22 protein-coding genes and 1 riboswitch are annotated in these 23,801 nt (G+C 73.4%); of the genes, 11 read left to right on the forward strand and 11 right to left on the reverse strand.

All coding sequences use genetic code 11. The annotated features are described in order from the left end of the window. Positions 1–2 precede the first annotated feature (2 nt). From ABZ956_RS10215 to ABZ956_RS10230, 4 genes are all read left to right on the forward strand, one after another. Positions 3–797, forward strand: coding sequence for an ATP-binding cassette domain-containing protein (locus tag ABZ956_RS10215; protein WP_361889845.1), 795 nt, complete (start codon positions 3–5; stop codon positions 795–797). Further along, positions 769–2,895: a YhgE/Pip domain-containing protein gene (locus tag ABZ956_RS10220; RefSeq protein WP_361889848.1), complete on the forward strand. Its 2,127-nt coding sequence runs from the start codon at positions 769–771 to the stop codon at positions 2,893–2,895. The genes ABZ956_RS10215 and ABZ956_RS10220 overlap by 29 nt, the downstream gene beginning before the upstream one ends. Before the next feature lie 35 nt (positions 2,896–2,930). Then, positions 2,931–3,548 carry a TetR/AcrR family transcriptional regulator gene (locus tag ABZ956_RS10225; RefSeq protein ID WP_361889851.1) on the forward strand — a complete coding sequence of 206 codons (618 nt, stop codon included), beginning with the start codon at positions 2,931–2,933 and terminating at the stop codon, positions 3,546–3,548. Between the two features lie 340 nt (positions 3,549–3,888). Further along, on the forward strand, positions 3,889–5,391 hold the full coding sequence (locus ABZ956_RS10230; protein WP_361889855.1) for an NAD(P)/FAD-dependent oxidoreductase: 1,503 nt from the start codon (positions 3,889–3,891) through the stop codon (positions 5,389–5,391). A 22-nt stretch (positions 5,392–5,413) separates the two neighbouring features. Here the strand turns inward: ABZ956_RS10230 and ABZ956_RS10235 are convergent, their stop codons facing one another. The 5 genes from ABZ956_RS10235 to ABZ956_RS10255 all read right to left on the reverse strand — a co-directional run bounded on the left by ABZ956_RS10235 (position 5,414) and on the right by ABZ956_RS10255 (position 9,855). Then, positions 5,414–6,364: a hypothetical protein gene (locus ABZ956_RS10235; RefSeq protein ID WP_361889858.1), complete on the reverse strand. Its 951-nt coding sequence runs from the start codon at positions 6,362–6,364 to the stop codon at positions 5,414–5,416. 39 nt (positions 6,365–6,403) lie between these two features. Then, a complete protein-coding gene (metF, locus tag ABZ956_RS10240; protein WP_361889861.1) occupies positions 6,404–7,321 on the reverse strand; it encodes a methylenetetrahydrofolate reductase [NAD(P)H] in 918 nt (305 codons plus the stop codon). Positions 7,322–7,407: 86 nt separating this feature from the next. Further along, entirely contained in the window at positions 7,408–8,079 is a 672-nt protein-coding gene (gene thiE / locus ABZ956_RS10245) for a thiamine phosphate synthase (RefSeq protein ID WP_361889864.1), read from the reverse strand. A gap of 92 nt (positions 8,080–8,171) precedes the next feature. Beyond that, positions 8,172–8,537: an Rv2175c family DNA-binding protein gene (locus ABZ956_RS10250; RefSeq protein ID WP_361889867.1), complete on the reverse strand. Its 366-nt coding sequence runs from the start codon at positions 8,535–8,537 to the stop codon at positions 8,172–8,174. A 91-nt stretch (positions 8,538–8,628) separates the two neighbouring features. Next, positions 8,629–9,855: an FAD-dependent oxidoreductase gene (locus tag ABZ956_RS10255; protein WP_361889869.1), complete on the reverse strand. Its 1,227-nt coding sequence runs from the start codon at positions 9,853–9,855 to the stop codon at positions 8,629–8,631. A 187-nt stretch (positions 9,856–10,042) separates the two neighbouring features. Then, positions 10,043–10,155, forward strand: a riboswitch (TPP riboswitch). On the opposite strand from ABZ956_RS10255, the gene thiO reads away from it, so the two are divergent. The 5 genes from thiO (at position 10,153) to ABZ956_RS10280 (ending at position 15,337) form a co-directional block, all read left to right on the forward strand. Further along, on the forward strand, positions 10,153–11,331 hold the full coding sequence (gene thiO, locus ABZ956_RS10260; protein ID WP_361889872.1) for a glycine oxidase ThiO: 1,179 nt from the start codon (positions 10,153–10,155) through the stop codon (positions 11,329–11,331). Its footprint overlaps the riboswitch before it by 3 nt. Then, the gene (gene thiS, locus ABZ956_RS10265) at positions 11,328–11,558 is read left to right on the forward strand and encodes a sulfur carrier protein ThiS (protein ID WP_361889874.1); all 231 of its coding nucleotides are present in this window, start codon (positions 11,328–11,330) and stop codon (positions 11,556–11,558) included. Before thiO ends, thiS begins: the two co-directional genes overlap by 4 nt. 9 nt (positions 11,559–11,567) lie before the next feature. Beyond that, positions 11,568–12,371, forward strand: coding sequence for a thiazole synthase (locus ABZ956_RS10270; protein WP_361889876.1), 804 nt, complete (start codon positions 11,568–11,570; stop codon positions 12,369–12,371). A gap of 102 nt (positions 12,372–12,473) precedes the next feature. Next, entirely contained in the window at positions 12,474–14,432 is a 1,959-nt protein-coding gene (pknB, locus tag ABZ956_RS10275; RefSeq protein ID WP_361889878.1) for a Stk1 family PASTA domain-containing Ser/Thr kinase, read from the forward strand. Between the two features lie 11 nt (positions 14,433–14,443). Further along, complete coding sequence (locus tag ABZ956_RS10280) at positions 14,444–15,337, forward strand: deoxyribonuclease IV (protein WP_361890490.1); 894 nt, start codon at positions 14,444–14,446, stop codon at positions 15,335–15,337. 28 nt (positions 15,338–15,365) lie between these two features. Here ABZ956_RS10280 and ABZ956_RS10285 read toward each other — a convergent pair whose 3' ends face one another. Continuing rightward, positions 15,366–16,022 (reverse strand): sulfite oxidase-like oxidoreductase, encoded by a 657-nt coding sequence (locus ABZ956_RS10285; RefSeq protein ID WP_361889881.1) that lies wholly within the window; start codon positions 16,020–16,022, stop codon positions 15,366–15,368. Between the two features lie 199 nt (positions 16,023–16,221). Between ABZ956_RS10285 and bfr the strand changes: the two genes are divergently transcribed. Next, positions 16,222–16,716: a bacterioferritin gene (bfr, locus tag ABZ956_RS10290; protein WP_361889884.1), complete on the forward strand. Its 495-nt coding sequence runs from the start codon at positions 16,222–16,224 to the stop codon at positions 16,714–16,716. A gap of 13 nt (positions 16,717–16,729) precedes the next feature. Here the strand turns inward: bfr and ABZ956_RS10295 are convergent, their stop codons facing one another. Further along, positions 16,730–16,993 carry a (2Fe-2S)-binding protein gene (locus tag ABZ956_RS10295; protein ID WP_361889887.1) on the reverse strand — a complete coding sequence of 88 codons (264 nt, stop codon included), beginning with the start codon at positions 16,991–16,993 and terminating at the stop codon, positions 16,730–16,732. A gap of 148 nt (positions 16,994–17,141) precedes the next feature. After that, positions 17,142–18,491: a class II 3-deoxy-7-phosphoheptulonate synthase gene (locus ABZ956_RS10300; RefSeq protein ID WP_361889890.1), complete on the reverse strand. Its 1,350-nt coding sequence runs from the start codon at positions 18,489–18,491 to the stop codon at positions 17,142–17,144. Between the two features lie 306 nt (positions 18,492–18,797). Between ABZ956_RS10300 and ABZ956_RS10305 the strand changes: the two genes are divergently transcribed. Further along, positions 18,798–20,708 carry an anthranilate synthase family protein gene (locus ABZ956_RS10305; RefSeq protein WP_361889892.1) on the forward strand — a complete coding sequence of 637 codons (1,911 nt, stop codon included), beginning with the start codon at positions 18,798–18,800 and terminating at the stop codon, positions 20,706–20,708. Positions 20,709–20,820: 112 nt separating this feature from the next. On the opposite strand, the gene ABZ956_RS10310 is transcribed toward ABZ956_RS10305, so the two are convergent. Genes ABZ956_RS10310 through ABZ956_RS10320 form a run of 3 tightly spaced genes read right to left on the reverse strand, consistent with a single transcriptional unit; the run spans position 20,821 to position 23,791 of the window. Further along, complete coding sequence (locus ABZ956_RS10310) at positions 20,821–21,852, reverse strand: 6-phosphofructokinase (RefSeq protein ID WP_361889895.1); 1,032 nt, start codon at positions 21,850–21,852, stop codon at positions 20,821–20,823. A gap of 47 nt (positions 21,853–21,899) precedes the next feature. After that, positions 21,900–22,571, reverse strand: a complete 672-nt coding sequence (locus ABZ956_RS10315) for a response regulator transcription factor (RefSeq protein ID WP_361889898.1) — start codon at positions 22,569–22,571, stop codon at positions 21,900–21,902. Beyond that, complete coding sequence (locus ABZ956_RS10320) at positions 22,568–23,791, reverse strand: DUF5931 domain-containing protein (protein ID WP_361889900.1); 1,224 nt, start codon at positions 23,789–23,791, stop codon at positions 22,568–22,570. The genes ABZ956_RS10315 and ABZ956_RS10320 overlap by 4 nt, the downstream gene beginning before the upstream one ends. Positions 23,792–23,801: the final 10 nt, after the last annotated feature.

Consider the following 23,801-nt stretch of genomic DNA (forward strand, 5'->3'; position numbering starts at 1 on the left):
GCGTGGACGGCACCCCGCACGGAGCCGCGATCACGGCCGAGTCCCTCGCGGTGAAGGGGCCGCGCGGCTGGGCCTTCCGCGATGTGGACATCTGCGCTCCGCCCGGCTCGCTCGTCGCCCTAGAAGGGCCCTCCGGCTCCGGCCGTACCTGTCTGCTGCTCACCCTCACCGGACGTATGCGCCCCACCTCCGGCCGGGCCGAGGTCGCCGGCCTGCCGCTGCCCGGGAAGATGGCGGCCGTCCGGCGGGTGAGCGCGCTCGCCCACGTCCCTGGCGTCGCCGAACTCGACGCCGCCCTCACCATCGCCGAGCACCTTCGCGAACGCGGGCTGCTGGAGCGCCGGTTCGCAGGCCCGCCGCTCACCCTGCTGCGGCCGCGCGCCGGGCGCGAGGCCGCCCGGGCCCGTACCGACGCCGCCCTCGCGGCCGCCGGGCTCGACGTGGACGCGCTGCCCAAGGGGGCGACCACGGCGGTACGGGAGCTGGAGCGCCTCGACGCCCTGCGGCTGTCGCTGGCCCTGGCGCTCATCGGCCGGCCGCGGCTGATCGCCGTGGACGACACCGACCTCAAGCTCCTGGACGCGGAGCGCGAGCAGGCGTGGGCACTGCTGCGCTCGCTCGCCGAAGCGGGCACGAGCGTGCTGGCGGTCTGCAGCCAGGCGCCCCCGGGCGCCCTCGTCGTGCCGACCGCCCCGGACACACAGCGGCCCGCGTCCCGTACGACCTCCGCCCACGCGAGGACCGGCCACGGCAGGAAGGGAGCAACGGGTGCGCTCACCGAAACTGGCCGCGCTTGAACTGAGGCGCTTCGGCAGGGGCCGGCTGCCCCGCGCCGCCCTCGTCGCGCTCCTCCTGCTGCCGTTGCTCTACGGCGCCCTGTACCTGTGGTCCTTCTGGGACCCCTACGGGCGGCTCGACAAGGTGCCGGTGGCACTGGTCGATTCCGACCGCGGCACGACCGTGGACGGCGAGAAGCTGACCGCCGGGAAGACCATCGCCGAGGGTCTGCGCGGCAGCAAGTCCTTCGACTGGCACGAGACGAGCGCCGACGAGGCGCGCAAAGGCGTCGAGAAGGGCCGGTATTACCTGTCGCTGACCATTCCCGCCGACTTCAGCGAAAAGGTCGCCTCCAGCTCCGGCGGCACACCGACGACCGGCGCGCTCCAGGTCCGTACGAACGACGCCAACAACTACATCGTCGGCCAGATATCCCGCACGGTCTTCTCCGAAGTCCGCGCCACCGCCTCCCGCAAGACCTCGCGCTCCTTCTACGACAAGATCTTCGTCTCCTTCTCCGGCCTCCACGACAAGACGGCCGAGGCGGCACAGGGCGCCGACCGGCTGGGCGAGGGCCTCGGCACGGCGCGCAAGGGGGCCGGGGACCTCAAGGACGGCCTGGCGCGGGCCCAGCGCGGCAGCGGCGACCTCGAAGCCGGCGTGGACACACTGCACACGGGCGCGGGAACCCTGGACGAGGCGTCCCGGGAACTGGCCACCGGGGCGCGGAAGGTCGCGGCCGGCACCCGGCAGCTGGCCGAGAAGGTGAACGGCGTGGCCGGCCGTGAAGGGGCCTTCGTCAAGGAGCACGCCCAGGACATCGGCAAGGCCGCCCGCCTCGTCGCCCGGGAGGCGAAGACGCTCCGCGAGCACCTGGGCGACCTGCCCTCCCCCGCCGTCACCGGAGCGCTGGCCGAGAGCAGCCGCAAGAGCGCGGACGCCCTCTCCACGGCGTACGAGCAGCAGTGCGCGACGCGTCCTGCCGACCACTGCCCCGCCCTGAAGAAGGCCGTCTTCGCCGCCCGGCAGTCGGCCGCCGGCGCCGCGAAGCTCGACGCCCTCGTCCGCGACGAGAACGGCGAACTCGGCCGGCTCCCCGGCCGGCTGGAGACCCTGCGCGCCTACGCCCAGCGGCTGGCCGACGAGGCCCCGCACCTGGCGCGGGACATCGACAGCGCCGTACGGAAGGTGGCCGCCCTCGACGACGGCGCCCAGAAGGTGGCCGAGGGGGCCGGCCGGCTCCACACCGGGGCCGGCCGGCTGCACAGCGGACTCGGCACGGCCAAGGAGGGCGCCGCCGGCCTCGGCGGCGGCCTCGGCAAGCTGCGCGAGGGCGCCGAGACGCTCCAGGGCGGCATGTTCAAGCTCTCCGACGGCTCCGCCGAGCTCGCCGGCGGGCTGCGAGAGGGCGCCGCCCGGATCCCCGACTACGACAAGAAGGACCGCGACGCCCGCACCGACGTGATGGCCGATCCGGTCCGGCTCGCCTCCCAGGCGATACACAAGGCGCCCAACTACGGCACCGGCTTCGCCCCGTACTTCATCCCGCTGTCCCTGTGGGTGGGGGCCATGGTCGCCTACATGCTCATCCAGCCCCTCAACCGCCGGGCGCTGGCCACCGGCGCCTCCCCGTGGCGGATCGCGCTGGCGGGCTGGCTGCCGGTCGTCGCCGTCGGCACGGTCCAGGCCGGTGCGCTGCTGGCCGTACTGCACTGGGGGCTGGGCCTGCAGATGGCGCGCGCGGCGGGCACGGCCGGCTTCCTCGTCCTGGTCGCCGCCTGCTTCGCGGCCGTCGTGCAGTGGCTGGGCGCCCGCTTCGGACCGGCCGGCCGCATCCTCGTACTGGCGCTACTGATGCTCCAGCTGACCTCGGCGGGCGGCACGTATCCCGTGCAGACCAGCCCCGGGTTCTTCAACGCCATCCACCCCTTCCTGCCGATGAGTTACGTCGTCGAGGGGCTGCGCCACCTGATCACCGGCGGCGGGACGACGCCCGTGTGGCAGGCGTGCGGCGTGCTGGCCGCGTTCACGGTGTGCGCGCTGGCGCTGACCGCCGTCTCGGCACGCGGCAAACAGGTCTGGTCGGTGAAACGCCTGCACCCGGAACTGACTCTGTGAGCGCGGACACTGCGAGTACAGGGAGAATCACTCTCATGGACAGCAGCAGTACGCGCCGCCAGAACACCCGGCGGAAGCTCTTCGAGGCGGCGGTCACCCTCATCGCCGAGCAGGGGTTCTCCTCCACCACCGTGGACGAGATCGCCGAGCGGGCCGGGGTGGCCAAGGGCACGGTCTACTACAACTTCGCCAGCAAGACCATGCTCTTCGAGGAGCTGCTGCGGCACGGCATCGAGCTGCTGACGGACTCGCTGCAGGCCGCCGCGGACGAGACGGCCGACCGCGGGGGCAGCCGCGTGGACGCCCTCGACGCGATGATCCGGGCGGGCCTGGACTTCATCACGCGCTATCCCTCGCTCACCCAGCTGTACGTGGCCGAGCTGTGGCGCACCAACCGGGCCTGGCAGTCGACGCTGATGCAGGTGCGGCAGAAGGCGATCGCCGTGATCGAGTCCGTCCTGCGGGAGGCGGTCACGACCGGCGAGCTGAGCGAGGACATCGACGTGCCGCTGACGGCGTCCGCGCTCTTCGGCATGGTGCTGGTGGCGGCACTGGACTGGCAGTCGTTCCAGCCGGAGCGGTCGATCGACGAGGTGCACTCGGCGCTGTCCCGGCTGTTGCAGGGGCGGGTGAGCGGCGGCAGCCGCCCCTAGCGGCGGGGCGGGTACGTCCGCTGTTCCGGTGGGGGCCGATCCCCCTCGGCGCCACACCGGAACAGCGTTCCCCCGTACTCCCCCGAGCCCCCCGTGGGAGCCCCCGTGCCCCCCGGTAGCGGCAGGGCCGCCGTGCCGTTCCGCCGCCCCGTGTCGGCGGTGCGGTCACCGGCGTCCCCTCCGTGGGCACCACTCTGTCCTTTGGGCCGGTGCCGCCCCATCCGCGCACCTACTCATCTCGGCTTCTGAGTACGCGTACTCAGACGTGAGCACCCGGCACCAGCGGAGGGACCCGGCGCCCGGTCCCGGGTTGTCGGTGGGGCCGGATAAAGTCGGGCGCATGGCACGGATTGCGGTGATCGGCGCCGGGATGGGCGCGATGGCAGCCGCTGCCCGGCTGGCCGTCGCGGGCCACCGGGTGGCGGTGTACGAGCGCGGGGAGACATACGGCGGCGGCGTCGGCCGGCTCGCGCGGGACGGCTTCGTCTTCGACACGGGGCCGGGCCTGCTGCACCTGCCCGCCGTCTACCGCGACCTGTTCGTCAAGACCGGCAAGGAGTCGCTGGAGCAGTGCCTTGGGCTCTCCCAGGTCGACCCGGCGAGCCGGCATCTCTTCGCGGACGGCACGGACTTCCGCCTGCCCAACGCCTCGCGGGCCGGCGTCGTGGCGGCGCTGGACGGCGCGCTGGGCGCCGGCGCGGGCGAGCGGTGGAGCGATCTGATCAACCGGGCCCGCGAGGTGTGGGACGCGACGCGGCGCCCGCTGCTGGAGGAGCCGCTGCGCGAGGAGCGCGTCCAGGCTTTGGGGCATGACCCCTATCCGGCGGTGCGGAGGCGCTCGCTGTTCCGGCGCGGGGGGCCGGTGACGCTGGCGTCGGTGGCCTCCCGGGAGCTGACGGACCCGCGCCTGGTGTCCCTTCTGGAGAGCCACGCCCTGGCGTACGGGCTCGACCCGCGCCGCGCCCCCGGGAGCGCGGCGGTGCTGCCGTACATGGAGCAGACCTTCGGCAGTTGGTATGTGAGCGGCGGTATGCGAGGGCTCGCGGACGCGCTGTACGAGCGGTGCGTGGCGCGGCGGGTGGAGTTCTTCTTCGGTGCCGGGGTGACCGCCCTGGTGGAGAAGGACGGGCGCGCGGCCGGGGTGCGGCTGGCCGACGGAAGCGTCGCCGAGGCCGACATGGTGGTGGCCGGCGTCTCCCCCGGACAGCTCGGGGCGATCGCGCCGGGCGCGGACGGCCGCGCCGCACCCGTGCCGGCCGGCAGGTTCCATGTCTTCCTGGCGCTCGCCGGGGCCCGGCCCGAGGACACGGCGCACCGCACGGTGGTCCACGGGGGCGACCGCACGGCCGAGTTGGACGCCGTGTTCGGCCCGGACCCGGCCGGCGCCGGGCCGTACGGGCCGACGGTCACCGTGCTGCGGCCGGACGACCCCGCGACCCGCCCTGACGCGGAGCATGAGGCCGTCACGCTCACCGCCACGGTCGCGCCGCACGGGCGCGTCGACTGGAGCGACAAGGCGACGGCAGCGGCGTTCGCGGACCGGCTGATGGACGCCGCCGAGGCGGCCGTACCGGGGCTGCGGGAGCGGCTGTTGTGGCGGGAGGTGCGCACTCCGGCCGATACGGAGGCGGCGACCGGCGCCGAGGGCGGCGGTGTGCCCGCTCCTGTCCTGGCCGGTGGCGAGGGCGCGTTCCTGCGCCCCGGCAACGCCACGGCTGTGCCCGGGCTCTACCGCGCGGGTGGCTTCGCCCATCCCGGCGGGGGACTGGCCCACGCCGGGATGTCGGGGGCGCTGGTCGCGGGCCTGATCGTGGACGGGGCCGACTGGCGCGGCTCGCGATGAGCCCGGCAGCCGGCCGGCGGCGTCAGTAGCGGTAGCGCTGCTCGTCGTAGCCCTGGCCGGGCTGCTGCGGCGGGTAGGGCTGCTGGCCGGGCTGGGGCTCGGTGGCCGGCGGCACCGCGAGGTCCGCGATCTCGTTGTCCCGCTGCTGGGGCACCCACACGCCGCCGGGCGGGGTGTCGATGTCGTACTGCGGGGGCGCGTACGCCTCGGCGGGGTAGCCGCCCGTGCCGTACTGCTGCTGCGGATAGGGCTGCTGCTGGCCGTAGCCGTCGTACTGCTCGTAGGACGGCGGCCGGTTGCCGATGTACGGGTCGGAGTAGGACGCGTACTGCTGTCCCTGGCCGTAGTCGAACTGGCCGGCGTAGCCGCCCTGGGCGGGCGCCGCGGCCGGCTCCGCGTTCTGCGTGTCCCCGCCATACGTGTCGTACTGAGCCGTGGGATAGCCGGCCGTGTCGTAGCCCGCGGCCGGAGGGTGCTCCGCGGTCGGCTGCTGGGGGACGTTGGGCATGAGTTCCGTCACCGCGCTGTCCACGCTGGGGACGGCCGCGAGCGCGTCCGGTCCGGAAGCGGGCAGCGTCATGTCGGAGACGGGGGCCGGCGGCGGGGTCGCGGGGCGCTCGGCCTTGCGGCGGCGTCCGGCCCGCGCCGTCCCTGCCCGGCTCTCGCTCCTGCTCGCGCCGGCGCCGCGGCCCTTGGCGGGGGAGCCCTCCTCCTCGTCGGTGCGGCGGATGGCCCAGCCCCGGGAGAAGCCCCGGCGGAAGGAGAGCGTGACGAAGGTCTGGCCCACGGCGAAGGCGACGGCGCCCACGACGATGACGGCCACGGAGGGAATGACCACGCCCACGACGACGCCGAGGAAGCCGACGAAGGCGAGGAGCCGCCAGCGCAGCCGCGCCTTGTACTGCAGCAGCACCTCGCCGAGCAGCCAGAGCGCGACGACCCCGAACGCGATGTAGAGGACCGTCCAGCCCATTAGCGCCCCTCTCGTCCGGCCGCCGTCGCCGGCCGGCCGTCAGGACCGCTGGTGCAGTCCCAGATTCTCGTAGATCTCCAACGTGGCCGTGGAGTGGTTCAGGGTAATGAAGTGCAACCCGGGAATCTCCTCGGCCATCAACCGGGCACACAGATCCGTCGCGTACTCGATCCCGATTGAGCGTACAGCCGCCGCGTCATCCTTCACCGCGAGGATCCTCTCCGCCAGGTCCGGGGGGAACGCCGCGTTGCTGAGCTGTGCGAATCGTTCAATTTGTCGCACGTTGGTGACCGGCATGATTTCCGGAATGATCGGAGTGTCACAACCTGCTGCCGCAACGCGGTCACGCAGCCGCAGGTAATCCTCGGCGTTGAAGAACATCTGGGTGATCGCGAAGTCCGCGCCCGCCCGGCATTTGTCGACGAAGTGCCTGATGTCGGTCTCCCAGTCCGTGGACCGGGGATGCATCTCGGGGAAGGCGGCCACGCCCACGCAGAAGTCACCCGACTCCTTGATGAGCCGGACCAGGTCGGCCGCGTAGCGCACCCCTCCGGGGTGACGGACCCATTCGCCCATGGGGTCGCCGGGCGGATCCCCGCGCAGCGCGAGCATGTTGCGGATGCCGACGTCGGCGTACTGGCCGATGATGTTGCGCAGTTCGGCCACCGAGTGGTTGACCGCGGTGAGATGGGCGACGGGGGTCAGGGTGGTGTCGGTCGCGATCCGCTCCGTCGCGCGGACGGTGCCCTCACGGGAGGAGCCGCCGGCGCCGTAGGTCACGGAGACGAAGGTGGGGCCGACGGCCTCGATGCGGCGGATGGCGTTCCACAGCGTCCGCTCGCCCTTCTCCGTCCTCGGGGCGGCGAACTCGAACGAATACGAGCGCTCGCCGGAAGCAAGCAGGTCACGCACCGTGCGGGCGTGGTCCGTCCTGGTGGAGGCAGTGCCAAGGGCCATACCGGCAAGTTAACCAGCGGCCCGCGGCGCCCCCAACCCGGATCGACGATATGCCCGTTTCGCCTGGCCGGTATCCAGCGGCCGTCTCACGCCTCGGACAGCAGCGGTCCCGCGTGGGCGCGGATGCGCCGGGCGAGCCGCGCGGTGGCCTCCGCGGGGTCGTCCGCCTCGGTGATGGCCCGCACGACCACGACGCGCCGCGCTCCGGCGTCCAGCACCGCCTCCAGATTGCCCTCGTCGATGCCGCCGATCGCGAACCACGGCCGCACAGGCTCCAGCGAGGCGGCGTAGCGCACCAGGGACAGCCCCGGGGCGTGGCGGCCGGGCTTGGTGGGGGTCGGCCAGCAGGGGCCGGTGCAGAAGTAGTCCACGCCCGCCTCGGCGACGGCGGCGGCCACCTCGGCCTCCGCGTGCGTGGAGCGGCCGATCAGCACGTCCTCGCCGAGGATCGCCCGGGCGGCGGGCACGGGCAGGTCGCCCTGGCCCAGGTGCAGCACGGCGGAGCCGGCGGCGTGGGCGACGTCCGCGCGGTCGTTGACCGCCAGCAGCCGGCCGTGGCGGCGGGCCGCGTCGGCGAAGACGGCGAGGTGCTCCAGCTCCTCCCCCGCCTCCATGCCCTTGTCGCGCAGCTGGATGATGTCGACGCCGGAGGCGAGGACCGCGTCCAGGAACTCCGGCAGGTCGCCCTGGCGCTTGCGCGCGTCGGTGCACAGGTACAGCCGGGCGTCGGCGAGCCGCTCGCGCGCGGTGACGGACATCGGGTCTCTCCCCCGGGTCGGCGGCGCACGGGCCGGGGACGCCTCTCAGGCGGCTCCCGGCCCGCGCGCCGGACGGTTCTCCTCGGTCTCGGTCAGACGGCGAGCGCCTGGGCGCGGCGCTTCACCTCCGTGCCGCGATTCTCGCGCAGCGCCTGCGCGGGAGTGCCGGGGAGGGTGTCGTCGGGGGTGAAGAGCCACTCCAGCATTTCCTCGTCGCTGAAGCCGTCGTCCCGCAGCAGCGTCAAGGTCCCGGCCAGGCCCTTGACGACCTTGCCCTCGCCGATGAAGTCGGCGGGCACCATGAGCACTCGGTTCTCGCCACGGCGCACCGCGATCAGCTGGCCTTCCTTGACCAGCTGCCGGACGCGCGTCACCTCGACATCGAGCTTTTCCGCGATGTCGGGGAGGTTGAGCCAGGCGGGGACGAGAGCATCGATCTTTGCGTCAATCTCGGTCACGGGACAAGCCTGCCATCCGGGACTGACAGCCGGTAGCCGGGTTGACCCGAGCCGGGCCCAGAACCCCCGTGGACATCACCCCACCGGGCGCTCAGAGCGCGGCGGACTTCAGCGGAATCGAGGCGTCCGCCGCCTTCGCGCGGTCCAGGGCGGCGCCCTTCTCGATGAGCTTGCGCCCCTGGGCGAGGTCGCGCGGCCGCCCCACGGCCAGCAGGGCCACCAGGACGCCCGAGCGCAGCCAGCACACCGTCCAGGCCGCTCCGGAGGGGTTGCCGCGCCAGATGAGCTCGTCGGCGCCCGCGTGGTGGCCCGCGTACTGCACGAAGCGCCCGAACTGCTCGGACCAGAAGTAGGGCACCGGGTCGTACACCGGGCTCTCGGCGGGTCCGTGGACGATGTTCTCGGCGACGGTCCGCGGCCCCTGCAGGGCGTTGTCCCAGTGGTGCACCAGCAGCCGCTCGCCGTAGCGGGCGGAGGGGAAGGAGGCGCAGTCGCCGACCGCGTAGACGTCCGGCAGGCAGGTGCGCAGCCGGTCGTCGGTGACGACGGAGTGGTCGGGGGCGAGCTCGATGCCCGAGCCGGCCAGCCAGGCCGTCGCGGGCCGCGCCCCGATGCCGACGACCACCGCGTCCGCGGGCAGGCGGGTGCCGTCGGCGAGGAGGACCGCGCCCGGCTCGACGGCGGCCACGCGCGCGCCCGTGAGGAGCCGGGCCCCGCTGTGGGCGTACCACTCGGCCATGTGGGCGGCGACCTCGGGCGGCATGGCGCCCGCCAGCGGCCGGTCCGCGGCCTCGACGACGGTCACCCGGCAGCCGGCCTCGCGCGCGGCGGTCGCCAGCTCCGCGCCGATCCAGCCGGCCCCGACCGCGACCACGTCGCGCTGCCCGGCCAGGACCGGGCGCAGCCGCTCCGCGTCGTCGACGGTGCGCAGCACGTGGACGCCCGGCCGGCCCTCGGCGCCGGGCAGGGTGATCGGCTCGGCGCCGGTGGCGATGACCAGCACGTCGTACGGGACCGGGCCGCGCCGCGTCTGCAGGACGTGGTCGTCCGCGCGCAGGCCGGTGACCTCCAGGCCGAGCTCGAGGTCGATGCCGAGCGAGTCGAAGTCCACCTCGAAGGCGGATCCCTCCGCCCTGCCGAGCAGCACGGCCTTGGACAGCGGCGGCCGGTCGTACGGCCGGTGGGGCTCGGCGCCCAGCAGGGAGATCGCGCCGTTCCAGCCCTGCTCGCGCAGGGCGACCGCGGTCTGCACGCCGGCCATGCCCGCGCCGACGATGACGACGCGCCGGTCACCAGGGGGATTCGTCTGCTCGCTCACCCGATCAACTGTAGGGCGACGGCCCGCGTCTGTCGGAGCACCGCGTGAGGAGACCTCTGACACAGCGTCACGAGGTTTGTCCCGCCTCACCCGCCTCGTCCGGGGGCGCGTTCCGGCGCCCGTCCGGCCGCCGGCACGGCGCGGCCGCCCTTCCGGCCGGTCCGCGGCGCGTACTAGGGTGGCCGCTGCACGCACTCGCGGGAGCCCGGACGCACCGGGCTGAGAGGGAGGCTGGACGGCCTCCGACCGTACGAACCTGATCCGGGTCATGCCGGCGAAGGGAGGGGCTGGACGCCCATGCACGCGCATCGCACCCCCGCGCACCGTTCCTGCGACGTCCTCGTCATCGGCGGCGGCGTCATCGGCCTGGTCACGGCGTGGCGCGCCGCCCAGCGCGGCCTGCGCACCGCCGTCGTGGACCCGGCGCCCGGCGGCGGGGCGGCGCGGGTGGCGGCCGGGATGCTGGCCGCCGTCACCGAGCTGCACTACGGCGAGCAGACGCTGCTCGCCCTCAATCTGGCGTCCGCGCGGCGCTATCCGCAGTTCACGGCCGAGCTGGAGGAGGCCAGCGGCCAGGACACCGGCTACCGCGCCTGCGGCACGCTCGCCGTCGCCCTCGACGCCGACGACCGGGCGCACCTGCGGGAGCTGCACGCCCTGCAGCAGCGCTCGGGCCTGGAGTCGCAGTGGCTGACGGGGCGCGAGTGCCGCCGGCTGGAGCCGATGCTCGCACCCGGCGTACGCGGCGGGCTGCACGCGCTCGGCGACCACCAGACCGACCCCCGGCGGCTCGCGCGGGCCCTGCTGACGGCCTGTGAGCGGGCCGGGGTGGTCTTCCACCGGACGGAGGCCGTCCGGGCCCTCCTCGCCGCGGGCCGGGCCACCGGGGCCGAGCTCGCGGACGGCACCCGCGTCGCCGCCGGGCAGACGGTGCTGGCGGCGGGCAGCCTCAGCGGCCGTCTCGCGGGCCTGCCCGAGGACGTGCTGCCGCCCGTCCGCCCGGTCAAGGGCCAGATCCTGCGGCTGCGCGTACCGGCCTCCCACCGGCCGTTCCTCTCCCGGACGGTACGGGCGGTCGTCCGCGGCGGCCCGGTGTACCTGGTGCCGCGCGAGAACGGCGAGCTGGTCGTCGGCGCGACGACCGAGGAACTGGGCTGGGACACCACCGTGACGGCCGGCGGCGTCTACGAGCTGCTGCGCGACGCCCACGAGCTGGTGCCCGGCATCACCGAGCTGCCCCTGGTGGAGACCCTCGCGGGGCTGCGCCCGGGGTCCCCCGACAACGCCCCGCTGCTCGGACCGACCGAGCTGCCGGGGCTGCACACGGCCACCGGGCACCACCGCAACGGCGTGCTGCTCACGCCCGTCACCGGTGACGTGATGGCCGAGGTCCTGACCACCGGGCGGCTGCCCGAGGCGGCCCGCCCCTTCTCCCCCCGACGCTTCACCCCCGCATTCCAGGAGCAGTCCGCATGACCGGCAGCGAAGTCGCCACCCCTTCCCTCAGCGTCAGCGTCAACGGAGCGCCCCGTGCCGTCCCCGCGGGGACGACCCTCGGCGCTCTCGTCGCGACGCTCACCGACGCGCGCGGCGGCGTCGCCGCCGCCGTCAACGAAGCCGTCGTGCCCCGGGGCCGGTGGCAGGAGACCGTGCTCGGCGAGGGTGACCGCGTCGAGGTCCTCACCGCGGTGCAGGGGGGCTGATCAGCACAGATGGCAGACGATCTGCTCACCGTCGCGGACACTTCCTTCACCTCCCGGCTGATCATGGGCACGGGCGGCGCCCCGAGCCTCGACGTGCTCGAGCGCGCGCTGATCGCCTCCGGGACCGAGCTGACCACGGTCGCCATGCGCCGCCTCGACGCGACCGTGCGGGGTTCGGTGCTGTCGGTGCTGGAGAAGCACGGCATCCGGGTGCTGCCGAACACGGCGGGCTGCTTCACCGCCGGCGAGGCCGTGCTCACCGCCCGGCTGGCCCGCGAGGCGCTCGGCACGGACTGGGTCAAGCTCGAGGTGATCGCCGACGAGCGCACCCTGCTGCCCGACCCGATCGAGCTGCTGGACGCGGCCGAGATCCTGGTGGACGACGGCTTCACCGTGCTGCCGTACACCAACGACGACCCCGTCCTGGCGCGCAAGCTGGAGGACGTCGGCTGTGCGGCGATCATGCCGCTGGGCGCGCCGATCGGCTCGGGGCTCGGCATCCGCAACCCGCACAACTTCCAGCTGATCACCGAGCGCGCGGGCGTCCCGGTGATCCTGGACGCGGGCGCGGGCACCGCCTCCGACGCCGCGCTGGCCATGGAGCTGGGGTGCGCGGCCGTGATGCTGGCCTCGGCCGTGACGCGCGCGCAGGAGCCGGTGATGATGGCGGAGGCCATGCGGCACGCGGTGGAGGCGGGCCGGCTGGCCCACCGGGCGGGACGGATCCCGCGCCGGCACTTCGCCGAGGCGTCGTCGCCGGTGGAGGGCCGCGCGGACCTGGACCCCGAGCGGCCGGCCTTCGGACGCCCCTAGCGCCGCCCCGAACAGGCATTCCTGTCACTGTTCGGCTTCAGAAAGCCTGAGCGAGGCCCAACGCGCACGGGGTGTCGGTCCCGGCTCGTAAACTCCTGTGCCGTGGATACGACCCTGCCGGACCCCCTTGTCGATCACCTGCTCGACGGCCGCTACCGCGTCGAGGCGCGGGTGGCCGTGGGCGGCATGGCCACGGTCTACCGCGCCATGGACACCCGGCTCGACCGGGTGCTCGCCCTGAAGGTGATGCACCCCTCGCTGGCCGCCGACGGGGCCTTCGTGGAGCGCTTCATCCGTGAGGCGAAGTCCGTGGCCCGGCTCGACCACCCCAACGTGGTGAGCGTCTTCGACCAGGGCACCGACGGCCAGTACGTCTATCTGGCGATGGAGTACGTCGCCGGATGCACGCTGCGCGACGTGCTGCGCGGGCGCGGGGCCCTGCAGCCGCGTGCCGCGCTCGACGTCCTCGAGCCGGTGCTGGCCGCGCTGGGCGCCGCGCATCTGGCGGGGCTGGTCCACCGCGACATGAAGCCGGAGAACGTCCTGATCGGCGACGACGGCCGGGTCAAGGTCGCCGACTTCGGGCTGGTGCGGGCGGTGGACACGCACACCACGACCAGCACCGGCTCGGTCCTGGGCACGGTGTCGTATCTGGCCCCCGAGCAGATCGAGCACGGCACGGCCGACCCCCGGGCGGACGTCTACGCCTGCGGCGTCGTGCTCTACGAGATGCTCACCGGCGCCAAGCCGCACAGCGGGGGCACCCCCGCCCAGGTCCTCTACCAGCACCTGCACGAGGACGTACCGCCGCCCTCGGCGGCCGTCCCCTCCCTCGCGCCGGGCCTGGACGCCCTGGTGGCCGCCGCCACCGCCCGGGACCCCCAGCTGCGGCCGGGCGACGCGGTCGCCCTGCTGGGCGAGGTCCGCCGGGTGCGCGCGGCGCTGTCCCCAGAGCAGCTGGACGCGGTGCCGCCGCAGGCGGCCGCACCCCAGCCGGACCAGGCGGGCTCCGAGGACCGTACGAGCGTGATCCCGCGCGTCACCGCGCAGCCCCTGCCGCCGCGGGCCGAGGACGACCAGCTCAACCGCACCTCGCGGCTGGACCTGCCGCCCCCACCCGTCGCGCCGCCGGGCCACCACGCCCCGGCGCGCCCGCCGCGCACCGGGTGGCCGCTGCCGCGCCGCTGGGTGCTGGCGGCGGCCGCCGCACTGCTGGCGGTCCTGGCGGGCACGGGCGTCTGGTACATCAACTCCGGCCAGTTCACCTCCGTGCCGGCCGTCCTGGACATGACCGAGGCCAGGGCGACCTCCGAGCTGGACAAGGCGGGGCTGGGCGTGAAGACCCGGCAGGCGTTCAGCGACACCGTCGAGCGCGGCCACATCATCGCCACCGACCCCAAGCCCGGCGAGCGCATCCGCAACACCGGCAAGGTGACGATCACGATCTCGCGCGGCCCCCAGCGGGCCGAGGTGCCCAACCTCGCGGGCATGCCCTTCGCGGACGCCAAGCGCAAGATCGAGGGCCTGGGGCTGATCGTCGGCGACGTCAGCCGTCAGTTCAGCGACGAGACCCCCAAGGACGCGGTGCTCTCCAGCGACCCGCGCCCCGGCGCGCAGCTGCGGCCGGAGTCGCCCGTGGCGCTCGTCGTCAGCAAGGGCAAGCCGCTGAACGTCCCGGATGTGACCGGCCTGTCGGTGGCGGACGCCACCACCGCGCTGCGCGGCGCGGGCCTGCAGGTCAAGGTCTCGGACACCGAGGTCTTCTCCCCCCGGGACAAGGGCGCCGTGGCCGAGCAGTCCCCCGCCAAGGGCTCCCGGGCCGCCGAGGGCGACACCGTCACCGTGACCGTCTCCAAGGGCAAGGAGATGGTCGCCGTTCCGGACGTCACCGGCCGCAGCGAGGCGGACGCCAGGAAGGCCCTGACGGAGGCGGGCTTCCAGGTGAAGGTGGACCGGCCGTTCCTCTTCCCCAAGGACGCGGTCGAGAGCCAGTCCGTGCGGGGCGGCGAGCAGGCCGCCAAGGGCGAGACCATCGTCATCCGGATGAAGAGCGGATTCTGACCACCGTGAGCATGAGCACCGCGGCCCTGGACGCCGTTCCTGCCGGCCGGCTGCGCAACCCCGTCGGCGGCCACATCCCTGTGGCCGGCGGCCTCGCCCGTACCGGCCTGCCGTACGCCCGGGCGATGGGCGCCGAGGCCGTCCAGGTCTTCGTCGCCAACCCCCGCGGCTGGGCGACGCCGGCCGGCACGGCGCGGCAGGACGAGGAGTTCCGTGCCGCCTGCGCCCGCCTGGCGCTGCCCGTCTTCGTGCACGCGCCCTATCTGATCAATTTCGGCTCGCACACCGAGGTCACGGTCGAGAAGTCGGTGGAATCGCTGCGGCACTCGCTGCGCCGGGGCCGGGAGATCGGCGCGCGTGGCGTCGTTGTGCACACCGGCTCCGCGACGGGCGGCCGGCCCCGCCACGAGGCGCTGGCCCAGGTGCACGAGCGGCTGCTGCCGCTGCTGGAGGAGCTCACCCACGAGGACGACCCGCGGCTGCTGCTGGAGCCCACGGCCGGTCAGGGGGCTTCGCTGTGCTCACTGGCGGCGGACCTGGGACCGTACTTCGACGCGCTGGAGCACCACCCCCGGCTTGGTGTCTGCCTGGACACCTGTCACCTGTTCGCCGCCGGGCACGACCTGGCCGGGCCGGGCGGGATGAAGCAGACGCTCGACGAGCTGGTCTGCGTGGTCGGCGAGGGGCGGCTGGGGCTCATTCACGCCAATGATTCCAAGGACGTCGTCGGCGCCCACAAGGACCGGCACGAGAACATCGGTTCCGGCCATATCGGCGCCGAGCCCTTCGCGGAGCTGTTCACGCACCCGGCGACGCGCGGCGTGCCGCTGACGATCGAGACGCCGGGCGGCCCGGAGGGACACGCCGCGGACGTGGCGCGGCTGAAGGCCCTGCGGGACGGCTGACCGGCACGCCCGGCCGCGGGGGCCGCGATTACAGCTCCGGGCCCTCGCCCGGCTGCTCCTGGTAGGAGTAGCGCTGCTCGCGCCAGGGGTCGCCGATGTTGTGATAGCCGCGCTCTTCCCAGAAGCCACGCCGGTCGGCGGTCATGTACTCCACGCCGCGCACCCATTTGGGGCCCTTCCAGGCGTAGAGGTGCGGCACCACCAGCCGGACCGGGAAGCCGTGCTCGGCGGTGAGGGGCTCACCGTCCTTGTGGGTGGCGAAGATGGTCTTCCCGGCGGTGAAGTCGGCGAGGCGAAGGTTCGAGCTGAAGCCGTACTCGGCCCACACCATCACATGCGTGACCTCGGGTGCGGGCGGGGCGAGTTCGAGGATCGTACGGGCCGAAACCCCACCCCACTCGGCGCCGAGCATGCTGTACTTCGTGACGCAGTGCAGATCCGCCACCACCGTCGTGTACGGCAGCGCCGAGAACTCCTCGTGCGTCCAGCAGTGCTTGCCGCCGTCGGCGGTCGAACCGAAGACACGGAACTCCCAGCGGTCCGGCTTGAACTTCGGGACCGGTCCGTAGTGCGTCACCGGCCATCCGCGCTGGAGCCGCTGCCCCGGGGGCAGCTCGGGGGCGCCTCCCAGCGGCGGCTGGGGGAGCTCCCCTTTGCGGCTTTCGGTGTTCTTTGAGGGCCCCATAGGTCAATGGTGTCAGACCTTCGGCAGTGGTGATGACCAGGGCCCGGGCCGGTGGAGACGTATCGGTGCAACTCCCACTAAGTGTGCACTTACTGGACGGCTCCGAAGGGCAGTGCGAGGATGCGCGCAACCTGCAAGTCATCCTCCCCCACCGGCCTGGACGGCCGTGGGCGGTGCCCCCAGGAAGGAGCACTCTGCGATGCAGGGCGACCCCGAGGTCATCGAGTTCCTGAATGAACAGCTGACGGCCGAGCTGACGGCCATCAACCAGTACTTCCTGCATGCGAAGCTGCAGGAGCATCACGGCTGGACCAAGATCGCCTCGCACACGCGTGCGGAGTCGTTCGACGAGATGAGGCATGCGGAGGTCCTGACCGACCGCATCATCTTCCTGGAGGGGCTGCCGAACTATCAGCGGCTCTTCCACGTCCGCATCGGCCAGACGCTCACCGAGATGTTCATGGCCGACCGGCAGGTGGAGGTCGAGGCCATCGACCGCCTCAAACGGGGCGTGGAGGTCATGCGGGCCAAGGGCGACATCACCTCGGCCAACATCTTCGAGTCGATCCTCGCGGACGAGGAGGACCACATCGACTATCTCGACACGCAGCTGGAGCTGATCGAGAAACTCGGCGAACCGCTCTACATCGCGCAGTTCATCGAGCAGGAGAACGGCAACGGCGGAAGCGCCTGATCTGCCGCGACGGCTAGGCGGCGGCCCGCTCCCGCGCGGCGGCGGACGCCGGTATGAGCGTCACGTCGGGGGCCAGCACATCGGACTCCCCCTGGTCGGCGAGCTCACGGCGCGGGCACGCGCCACGGCCGAGCAGGGCCTGGATGCGGCGCACACAGCTGCCGCAGTCGGTGCCGGCCTTGCAGGCGGAGGCGATCTGGCGGGGCGTGCAGGCCCCGTCGTCCGCGTGCTGACGCACCTGCTGCTCCGTGATGCCGAAGCACGAGCAGACGTACACGCGGTCACCGCCTTGCGTCGGCCGGGAGGCCGGGTTGATCAATAAGGTTACCCTTACCTTACCCGGCCCGGCGGCCGAAAAACAACGCCGTGGGGCCCGGATCACAGATCCGGGCCCCACGGGCGTCACTGGCAGTTCGCTACTGGTCCTACTGGTCCCGGTACATCTCCGCGACCAGGAAGGCCAGGTCCAGGGACTGGCTGCGGTTGAGGCGGGGGTCGCACGCCGTCTCGTAGCGCTGGTGCAGATCGTCGACGAAGATCTCGTCGCCGCCGCCCACGCACTCCGTGACGTCGTCGCCGGTCAGCTCGACGTGGATGCCGCCCGGGTGGGTGCCGAGGCTCTTGTGGACCTCGAAGAAGCCCTTGACCTCGTCCAGCACGTCGTCGAAGCGGCGGGTCTTGTGGCCCGAGGCCGCCTCGAAGGTGTTGCCGTGCATCGGGTCGCAGACCCAGACCACCTGCGCACCGGACGCCGTGACCTTCTCCACCAGCGTCGGGAGCTTGTCGCGGATCTTGTCCGCGCCCATGCGGGTGATGAACGTCAGCCGGCCCGGCTCGCGGTCGGGGTCGAGCCGCTCGATGAGCGTCAGCGCGTCCTCGGGCGTCGTCGTCGGCCCGAGCTTCACGCCGATCGGGTTACGGATCTTCGACGCGAACTCGATGTGCGCCCCGTCCAGCTGCCGGGTGCGCTCGCCGATCCAGACCATGTGGCCCGAGACGTCGTAGAGCCGGCCGGTGCGCGAGTCGACACGGGTCAGCGCGGACTCGTAGTCGAGCACGAGCGCCTCGTGGGAGGCGTAGAACTCGACCGTCTTGAACTCCTCCGGGTCCACCCCGCAGGCGTTCATGAAGTTCATCGCCCGGTCGATCTCGCGGGCCAGCTGCTCGTAGCGCTGCCCCGACGGCGAGGACCGCACGAAGTCCTGGTTCCAGGCGTGCACCTGGCGCAGGTCCGCGTAGCCACCGGTGGTGAAGGCACGCACCAGGTTCAGCGTGGAGGCCGACGCCTGGTACATCCGCTTCAGCCGCTGCGGGTCCGGCGTCCGGGCCTCGGGCGTGAAGGCGAAGCCGTTGACGGAGTCGCCGCGGTAGGTCGGCAGGGTCACGCCGTCGCGGGTCTCGGTCGGCTTCGAGCGCGGCTTGCTGTACTGGCCGGCGATGCGGCCGACCTTGACGACGGGCACCGACCCGGCGTAGGTCAGCACCGCGCCCATCTGCAGCAGCGTCTTGAGCTTGTTACGGATCTGGTCGGCGCCGACGGCGTCGAATGCCTCGGCGCAGTCGCCGCCCTGGAGCAGGAACGCCTCACCACGGGCGACGGCTCCCAGGCGCTGGCGCAGCTGGTCGCACTCGCCCGCGAAGACGAGAGGCGGATAGGACTCGAGCTCGGCGATCACATCGCGCAGAGCCTCTTGGTCCGGCCAGTCAGGCTGCTGCGCCGCGGGCAGGGAGCGCCAGGTGTTGCCACCGGCGTGGATTTCAGCGTTCACGGTCACGCCTCAACATTACGGGGTCGTGGCGGGTGGCCAGCGGCCGGACCGGAATCTGAGACATCGGGCGAGACAGCTTTAGGGAAAACCCGGGACCTGCGCGGGGGAGGTCGGGTAGGGTGCCCGCCATGTACGTGCTTCCGTCGCTGAACCAGAACTGGTGGTGGACCGCTCCTCCGGCGGCCCACTGATCGCGCGTACTCCCGACCGATCGCGAAGGCCGCCCCGAGGGGCGGCCTTCGGCGCACCTGACGGTCGCCGGCCCCGGGGCCGTTCCTCTCCTCGAAGTCCTCCAGGAAGGAACCGCCCCAGATGAACGTGGATCCCGCAGAGACCGCAGCCCTCCTCGCGCGGCTGACCGCCGCCGGCTGCCCGCCCTTCGCCCTGCTCCACCGCCGTACCCCGGGCCGCGCGCACGACACCGTGGAGCTGCTGCTGGGCCCCGTGGCCGAGGCCGGGCGCCTGGGCGACATCCCGCTGCCGGCCGGCCCGCCGGCCCACGGCGGCCCGGCGTACGACGCGCTGGCCCTCGTCCCGTTCCGCCAGATCCGCGAGCGCGGCTTCGACGTCCGCGACGACGGCACCCCCTTGCTGGTCCTGCGGCCCGAGGAGTCCCACGAGCTCCCCCTCGCCGCGGTACGCGCCGCACTGCCCGCGCACGAGGTGCGGGTGGAGGGCGGGGCCTTCGACGTGGCCGACGAGGAGTACGCCCGGATCGTCGAACGGGTCATCGAGGACGAGATCGGCACCGGCGAGGGCGCCAACTTCGTCATCCGCCGCACCTTCGAGGGCGAGATCCACGGCTTCACCCCCGCCGACGCGCTCTCCCTCTTCCGCCGCCTGCTCGGCGGCGAGCGCGGCGCCTACTGGACCTACGTGGTGCACGCCCCCAACCGCACGCTGGTGGGCGCGAGCCCCGAGGTGCATGTGCGGATGTCGGGCGGAACGGTGGTGATGAACCCCATCAGCGGCACCTACCGCTATCCGGCGCAGGGGCCCACCGCCGAGGACCTGCTCGCCTTCCTCCACGACCGCAAGGAGGTGGAGGAGCTGTCCATGGTGGTCGACGAGGAGCTGAAGATGATGTGCACCGTCGGCGACATGGGCGGCGTGGTCGTCGGCCCCCGCCTGAAGGAGATGGCGCACCTCGCCCACACCGAGTACGAGCTGCGCGGACGCTCCTCGCTGGACGTCCGCGAGGTGCTCCGCGAGACGATGTTCGCGGCCACGGTCACCGGCTCGCCGGTCGAGAACGCCTGCCGGGTCATCGAGCGGCACGAGCCACGGGGCCGTGGCTACTACGCGGGTGCGCTGGCCCTCATCGGCCGGGACGCGGCGGGCGCGCAGACCCTCGACTCCCCGATCCTCATCCGCACGGCCGACATCGACCGGCGCGGCCGGCTGCGGGTGGGCGTCGGCGCCACCCTCGTGCGCCACTCCGACCCCCGCGGCGAGGTCGCCGAGACCCACGCCAAGGCCGCGGGCGTCCTCGCGGCCCTCGGGGTCCGCCCGGGCCCGCTACGCCCCACGGCGGCCCCGCCCGTACGGCTCGCCGACGACGCCCGGGTACGGGCCGCGCTGGACGCCCGTCGCGCGGATCTGGCCCCTTTCTGGCTGCGGATGCAGACCGAGGGCTCTGCCGCCGCGCTGAGCGGACACGCGCTCGTCGTCGACGGCGAGGACACCTTCACGGCGATGCTCGCCCACCTGCTGCGCACGGCGGGGCTGACGGTGACGGTGCGGCGCTACGACGAGCCGGGGCTCCGGGACGCCGCGCTGGCCCACGAGGGGCCCGTGGTGCTGGGGCCCGGCCCGGGCGATCCCGCGCGGACGGCCGATCCGAAGATGCGGCTGCTGCGCGGGCTGACGGCGGACCTGCTGCACCGGCACCGGCACGGCCTGCTGGGGGTCTGCCTGGGCCATGAGCTGATCGCGGCGGAACTGGGCCTGGAGATCGTCCGCAAGGCGGTGCCGTTCCAGGGCGCGCAGGAACGGATCGACTTCTTCGGGCGCGAGGAGACGGTGGGGTTCTACAACACGTTCACGGCGCGGTGCGATGCGGACGCGGTGGCCGGGGCCGAGCTGTGCCGGGACCCCGGCACGGGGGACGTGCACGCGCTGCGGGGGCGCAGTTTCGCGGGCGTGCAGTTCCACCCGGAGTCGGTGCTGACGTTGAACGGGTCGGCGATCGTCGCGGAGCTGCTGACTGCCGTCCTCGTCTGACCCGCCGCTGCGCGGCGGGCGTCTCCCACCCACCCGCCCGTTGCTCGGAACCGTCATGACGTTCCGGGTGATCGGGCGGGCGGGTGGGCGAAATCCCGCGCCGGAGGCGCGGTCAGCCGAAGAAGACCTTCGCCTCCTCGTACAGCGCGGCCGGCACCGTCTTCAGGCGGGCGGTGGCCTCCGCCAGCGGGACACGGACCACGTCCGTGCCCCGCAGGGCCACCATGGTGCCGAAGTCCCCGTCCCGCACCGCGTCGATGGCGTGCAGCCCGAACCGGGTGGCGAGCCACCGGTCGAAGGCGCTCGGGGTGCCGCCGCGCTGGACGTGGCCCAGCACCGTGGTGCGGGCCTCCTTGCCCGTACGCCCCTCGATCTCCTTCGCCAGCCACTCCCCCACCCCGGACAGCCGGACGTGGCCGAAGGAGTCGAGCGCGGCGGAGTCCTTGAGCACCAGGTCCCCGTCCAGGGGCATGGCGCCCTCGGCGACGACGACGATGGGGGCGTAGCTGGCGCGGAAGCGGGAGGTGACCCAGCCGCAGACCTCGTCGAGGTCGAAGCGCAGCTCGGGGATCAGGATGACGTTGGCGCCGCCCGCCAGGCCCGAGTGGAGGGCGATCCAGCCGGCGTGCCGGCCCATGACCTCCACGACGAGGACGCGCATGTGCGACTCGGCCGTGGTGTGCAGCCGGTCGATGGCCTCGGTGGCGATGTTGACGGCGGTGTCGAAGCCGAAGGTGTAGTCGGTGGCGGACAGGTCGTTGTCGATGGTCTTGGGCACGCCGACGCAGCGGACGCCGTACTCCTCGTGCAGCCGGCGGGCCACCCCCAGGGTGTCCTCGCCGCCGATGGCGATCAGGGCGTCCACCTCGTACTTCGCGAGGCTCTCCGTGATCCGGCGGACGCCGTCCGGTTCCTTGAAGGGGTTGGTGCGGGACGAGCCGAGGATCGTCCCGCCGCGCGGCAGGATGCCGCGCACCGCCGGGATGCCGAGCTCGGCCACCGCGCCGTGCAGCGGTCCGCGCCAGCCGTCCTTGAAGCCGATGAAGTCGTAGCCGTGGTCCTGGACGCCCTTGCGGACGACCGCGCGGATGACCGCGTTGAGCCCGGGACAGTCGCCGCCGCCGGTCAGCACTCCGATCCGCATGACAGACACCTTTTCCTTCCGCCGGGAGAACGCCCGGCCGCGAAGGGTCAGGCGTCGTCGAGACCTCGCTCTATCGCGTAGCGGACGAGCTCCACGCGGTTGTGCAGCTGGAGCTTGCCCAAGGTGTTCTGCACATGGTTCTGCACCGTGCGGTGGGAAATAACCAGCCGTTCGGCGATCTGCTTGTAGGACAGTCCCTTGGCGACGAGCCGGAGGACCTCCGTCTCGCGCTCGGTGAGCCGCGGGGCCTTGGGTTCGTCGGGGGCGGCGGGGGCGGGGTCGGCGGCCAGGCGGCGGTACTCGCCGAGGACCAGTCCGGCCAGGCCCGGGGTGAAGACCGGATCGCCGGCCGCGGTGCGGCGCACGGCGTCCAGCAGTTCCTCGGTGCTGGCGGACTTCAGCAGGTAGCCCGTCGCGCCGGACTTCACGGCCTCCAGGACGTCCGCGTGCTCGCCGCTGGCGGAGAGCACCAGGACGCGCAGCGCCGGGCGGTCGGCCACCAACTCCTTGCAGACGGCCACGCCGGGCAGACCGGGGAGGTTGAGGTCGAGGACCAGGACGTCGGGCTGGGCCGCCTTGGCCCGGCGCACCGCCTGCGGCCCGTCGCCGGCCGTGGCCACCACGTCGTACCCGGCGCCCGCCAGGTCGCGGGCGACCGCGTCCCGCCACATCGGGTGGTCGTCGACCACCATGACCCGGATGGCCTCTGTGTTCGTCATGTGCCCTCGCTCCCCCGTGGAACCTTCAGTTCTACCTCGGTGCCCTGCCCGGGCACCGACACCAGCTCGGCGGTCCCGCCCAGGTCCCGCAGCCGGCCGCGGATGGACAGGGCGACGCCCATGCGTCCCTCGCGCTCCGCGTCCGCCAGCCGGCCCTCGGGGATGCCGGGGCCGTCGTCCCGCACGGTGACGATCACCGCGTCCGGCTCGTCCTCGAGCAGGATCCAGGCCCGCGCGCCCTCGCCGGCGTGCCGGGCGACATTGTCCAGTGCGGCGCCGACGGCGGCCGCCAGCTCCGCCGCCGCGGCCGCCTCCAGCAGGACGGGCGTGCCCGGCGCCGAGACGGTGACGGCGGCTGTCGCGTGCGGGGCGATGAGCGCCCGTACGTCACAGGGGCCGGCCGGCGGTGCGGGGGCGGGCCGGACGGCCCGTACCAGCTCCGCGTCCTCGGCGAGCTGGGCGGCGGAGCGCTGCGGGGGCAGCAGCCCGCCGGCCACCAGGCTGCGCAGGGCGATCTCCTGCTCGCCGGCCATCCGGCCCAGCTCGGCGGCCTCGCCGCCGATCTGCGCGCCCCGGCGCTGCACCATGGCCAGGACCTGCAGGACGCTGTCGTGGATGTCGCGGGCCAGCCGCTCGCGCTCGCGCGTGGCCGCCTCGATCTGCAGGGCGCGGGCGAGCGTGCGCTCACTGGCCCGGGCGACCTCGACGATGTAGCCGATCGCGATGCTGGAGACCCACACCAGGACCACGTTGTGGACCGTGTCGCGGGCCGGGCTGCCGCGCTCGACCAGGTTGGCGACCGCCACGATGGTGGAGCCGGCCGCCGCCCAGCGCCAGCCGCCCTTGATGGCCAGGCCCAGGACGGCCCCGCCGGTCCAGATGGACGGCAGGGTGGCCGCGCCTGCGTCGATGCGCTCGGCGGTGTCGATGAAGGGGGTGAGCAGGATTCCGGCGAGCGCGATCGTCAGGTCGGCGATCAGGAACGGCCTGGTGCACCGCTCGGCGGACGTGACCCGGTTCCAGGTCAGCAGCATCCACAGGGTGAGTACGCCCATGTAGAGCGCGGCGCCCGTCGGGTGGGCGTACTCGTGGTAGCTCAGGAAGAAGAGCGTGAGCGCGTAGCCGAGCGTCAGGACGCGGTAGCCGGTCAGGGCGCGCCACAGCGGCAGCTCCACCGACATCCGCACGCCACGCTGACGCCCACCGGTGCGCTGTGTCATCCCTGCCCCA

It is taken from the genome of Streptomyces sp. NPDC046261, assembly GCF_040646235.1.
In the GTDB taxonomy this organism is placed as follows: Bacteria; Actinomycetota; Actinomycetes; order Streptomycetales; family Streptomycetaceae; genus Streptomyces.

Excerpts from the sequence above, each read along its gene's own strand:
- ABZ956_RS10230 (WP_361889855.1), top strand. The coding sequence starts at position 3,889 with ATGGCACGGATTGCGGTGATCGGCGCCGGGATGGGCGCGATGGCAGCC.
- ABZ956_RS10225 (WP_361889851.1), top strand. The coding sequence starts at position 2,931 with ATGGACAGCAGCAGTACGCGCCGCCAGAACACCCGGCGGAAGCTCTTC.
- ABZ956_RS10280 (WP_361890490.1), top strand. The coding sequence starts at position 14,444 with ATGAGCACCGCGGCCCTGGACGCCGTTCCTGCCGGCCGGCTGCGCAAC.
- ABZ956_RS10305 (WP_361889892.1), top strand. The coding sequence starts at position 18,798 with ATGAACGTGGATCCCGCAGAGACCGCAGCCCTCCTCGCGCGGCTGACC.
- thiO (WP_361889872.1), top strand. The coding sequence starts at position 10,153 with ATGCACGCGCATCGCACCCCCGCGCACCGTTCCTGCGACGTCCTCGTC.
- bfr (WP_361889884.1), top strand. The coding sequence starts at position 16,222 with ATGCAGGGCGACCCCGAGGTCATCGAGTTCCTGAATGAACAGCTGACG.
- ABZ956_RS10285 (WP_361889881.1), bottom strand. The coding sequence starts at position 16,022 with ATGGGGCCCTCAAAGAACACCGAAAGCCGCAAAGGGGAGCTCCCCCAG.
- ABZ956_RS10315 (WP_361889898.1), bottom strand. The coding sequence starts at position 22,571 with ATGACGAACACAGAGGCCATCCGGGTCATGGTGGTCGACGACCACCCG.
- ABZ956_RS10310 (WP_361889895.1), bottom strand. The coding sequence starts at position 21,852 with ATGCGGATCGGAGTGCTGACCGGCGGCGGCGACTGTCCCGGGCTCAAC.
- ABZ956_RS10270 (WP_361889876.1), top strand. The coding sequence starts at position 11,568 with ATGGCAGACGATCTGCTCACCGTCGCGGACACTTCCTTCACCTCCCGG.
- ABZ956_RS10320 (WP_361889900.1), bottom strand. The coding sequence starts at position 23,791 with ATGACACAGCGCACCGGTGGGCGTCAGCGTGGCGTGCGGATGTCGGTG.
- thiS (WP_361889874.1), top strand. The coding sequence starts at position 11,328 with ATGACCGGCAGCGAAGTCGCCACCCCTTCCCTCAGCGTCAGCGTCAAC.
- thiE (WP_361889864.1), bottom strand. The coding sequence starts at position 8,079 with ATGTCCGTCACCGCGCGCGAGCGGCTCGCCGACGCCCGGCTGTACCTG.
- metF (WP_361889861.1), bottom strand. The coding sequence starts at position 7,321 with ATGGCCCTTGGCACTGCCTCCACCAGGACGGACCACGCCCGCACGGTG.
- ABZ956_RS10235 (WP_361889858.1), bottom strand. The coding sequence starts at position 6,364 with ATGGGCTGGACGGTCCTCTACATCGCGTTCGGGGTCGTCGCGCTCTGG.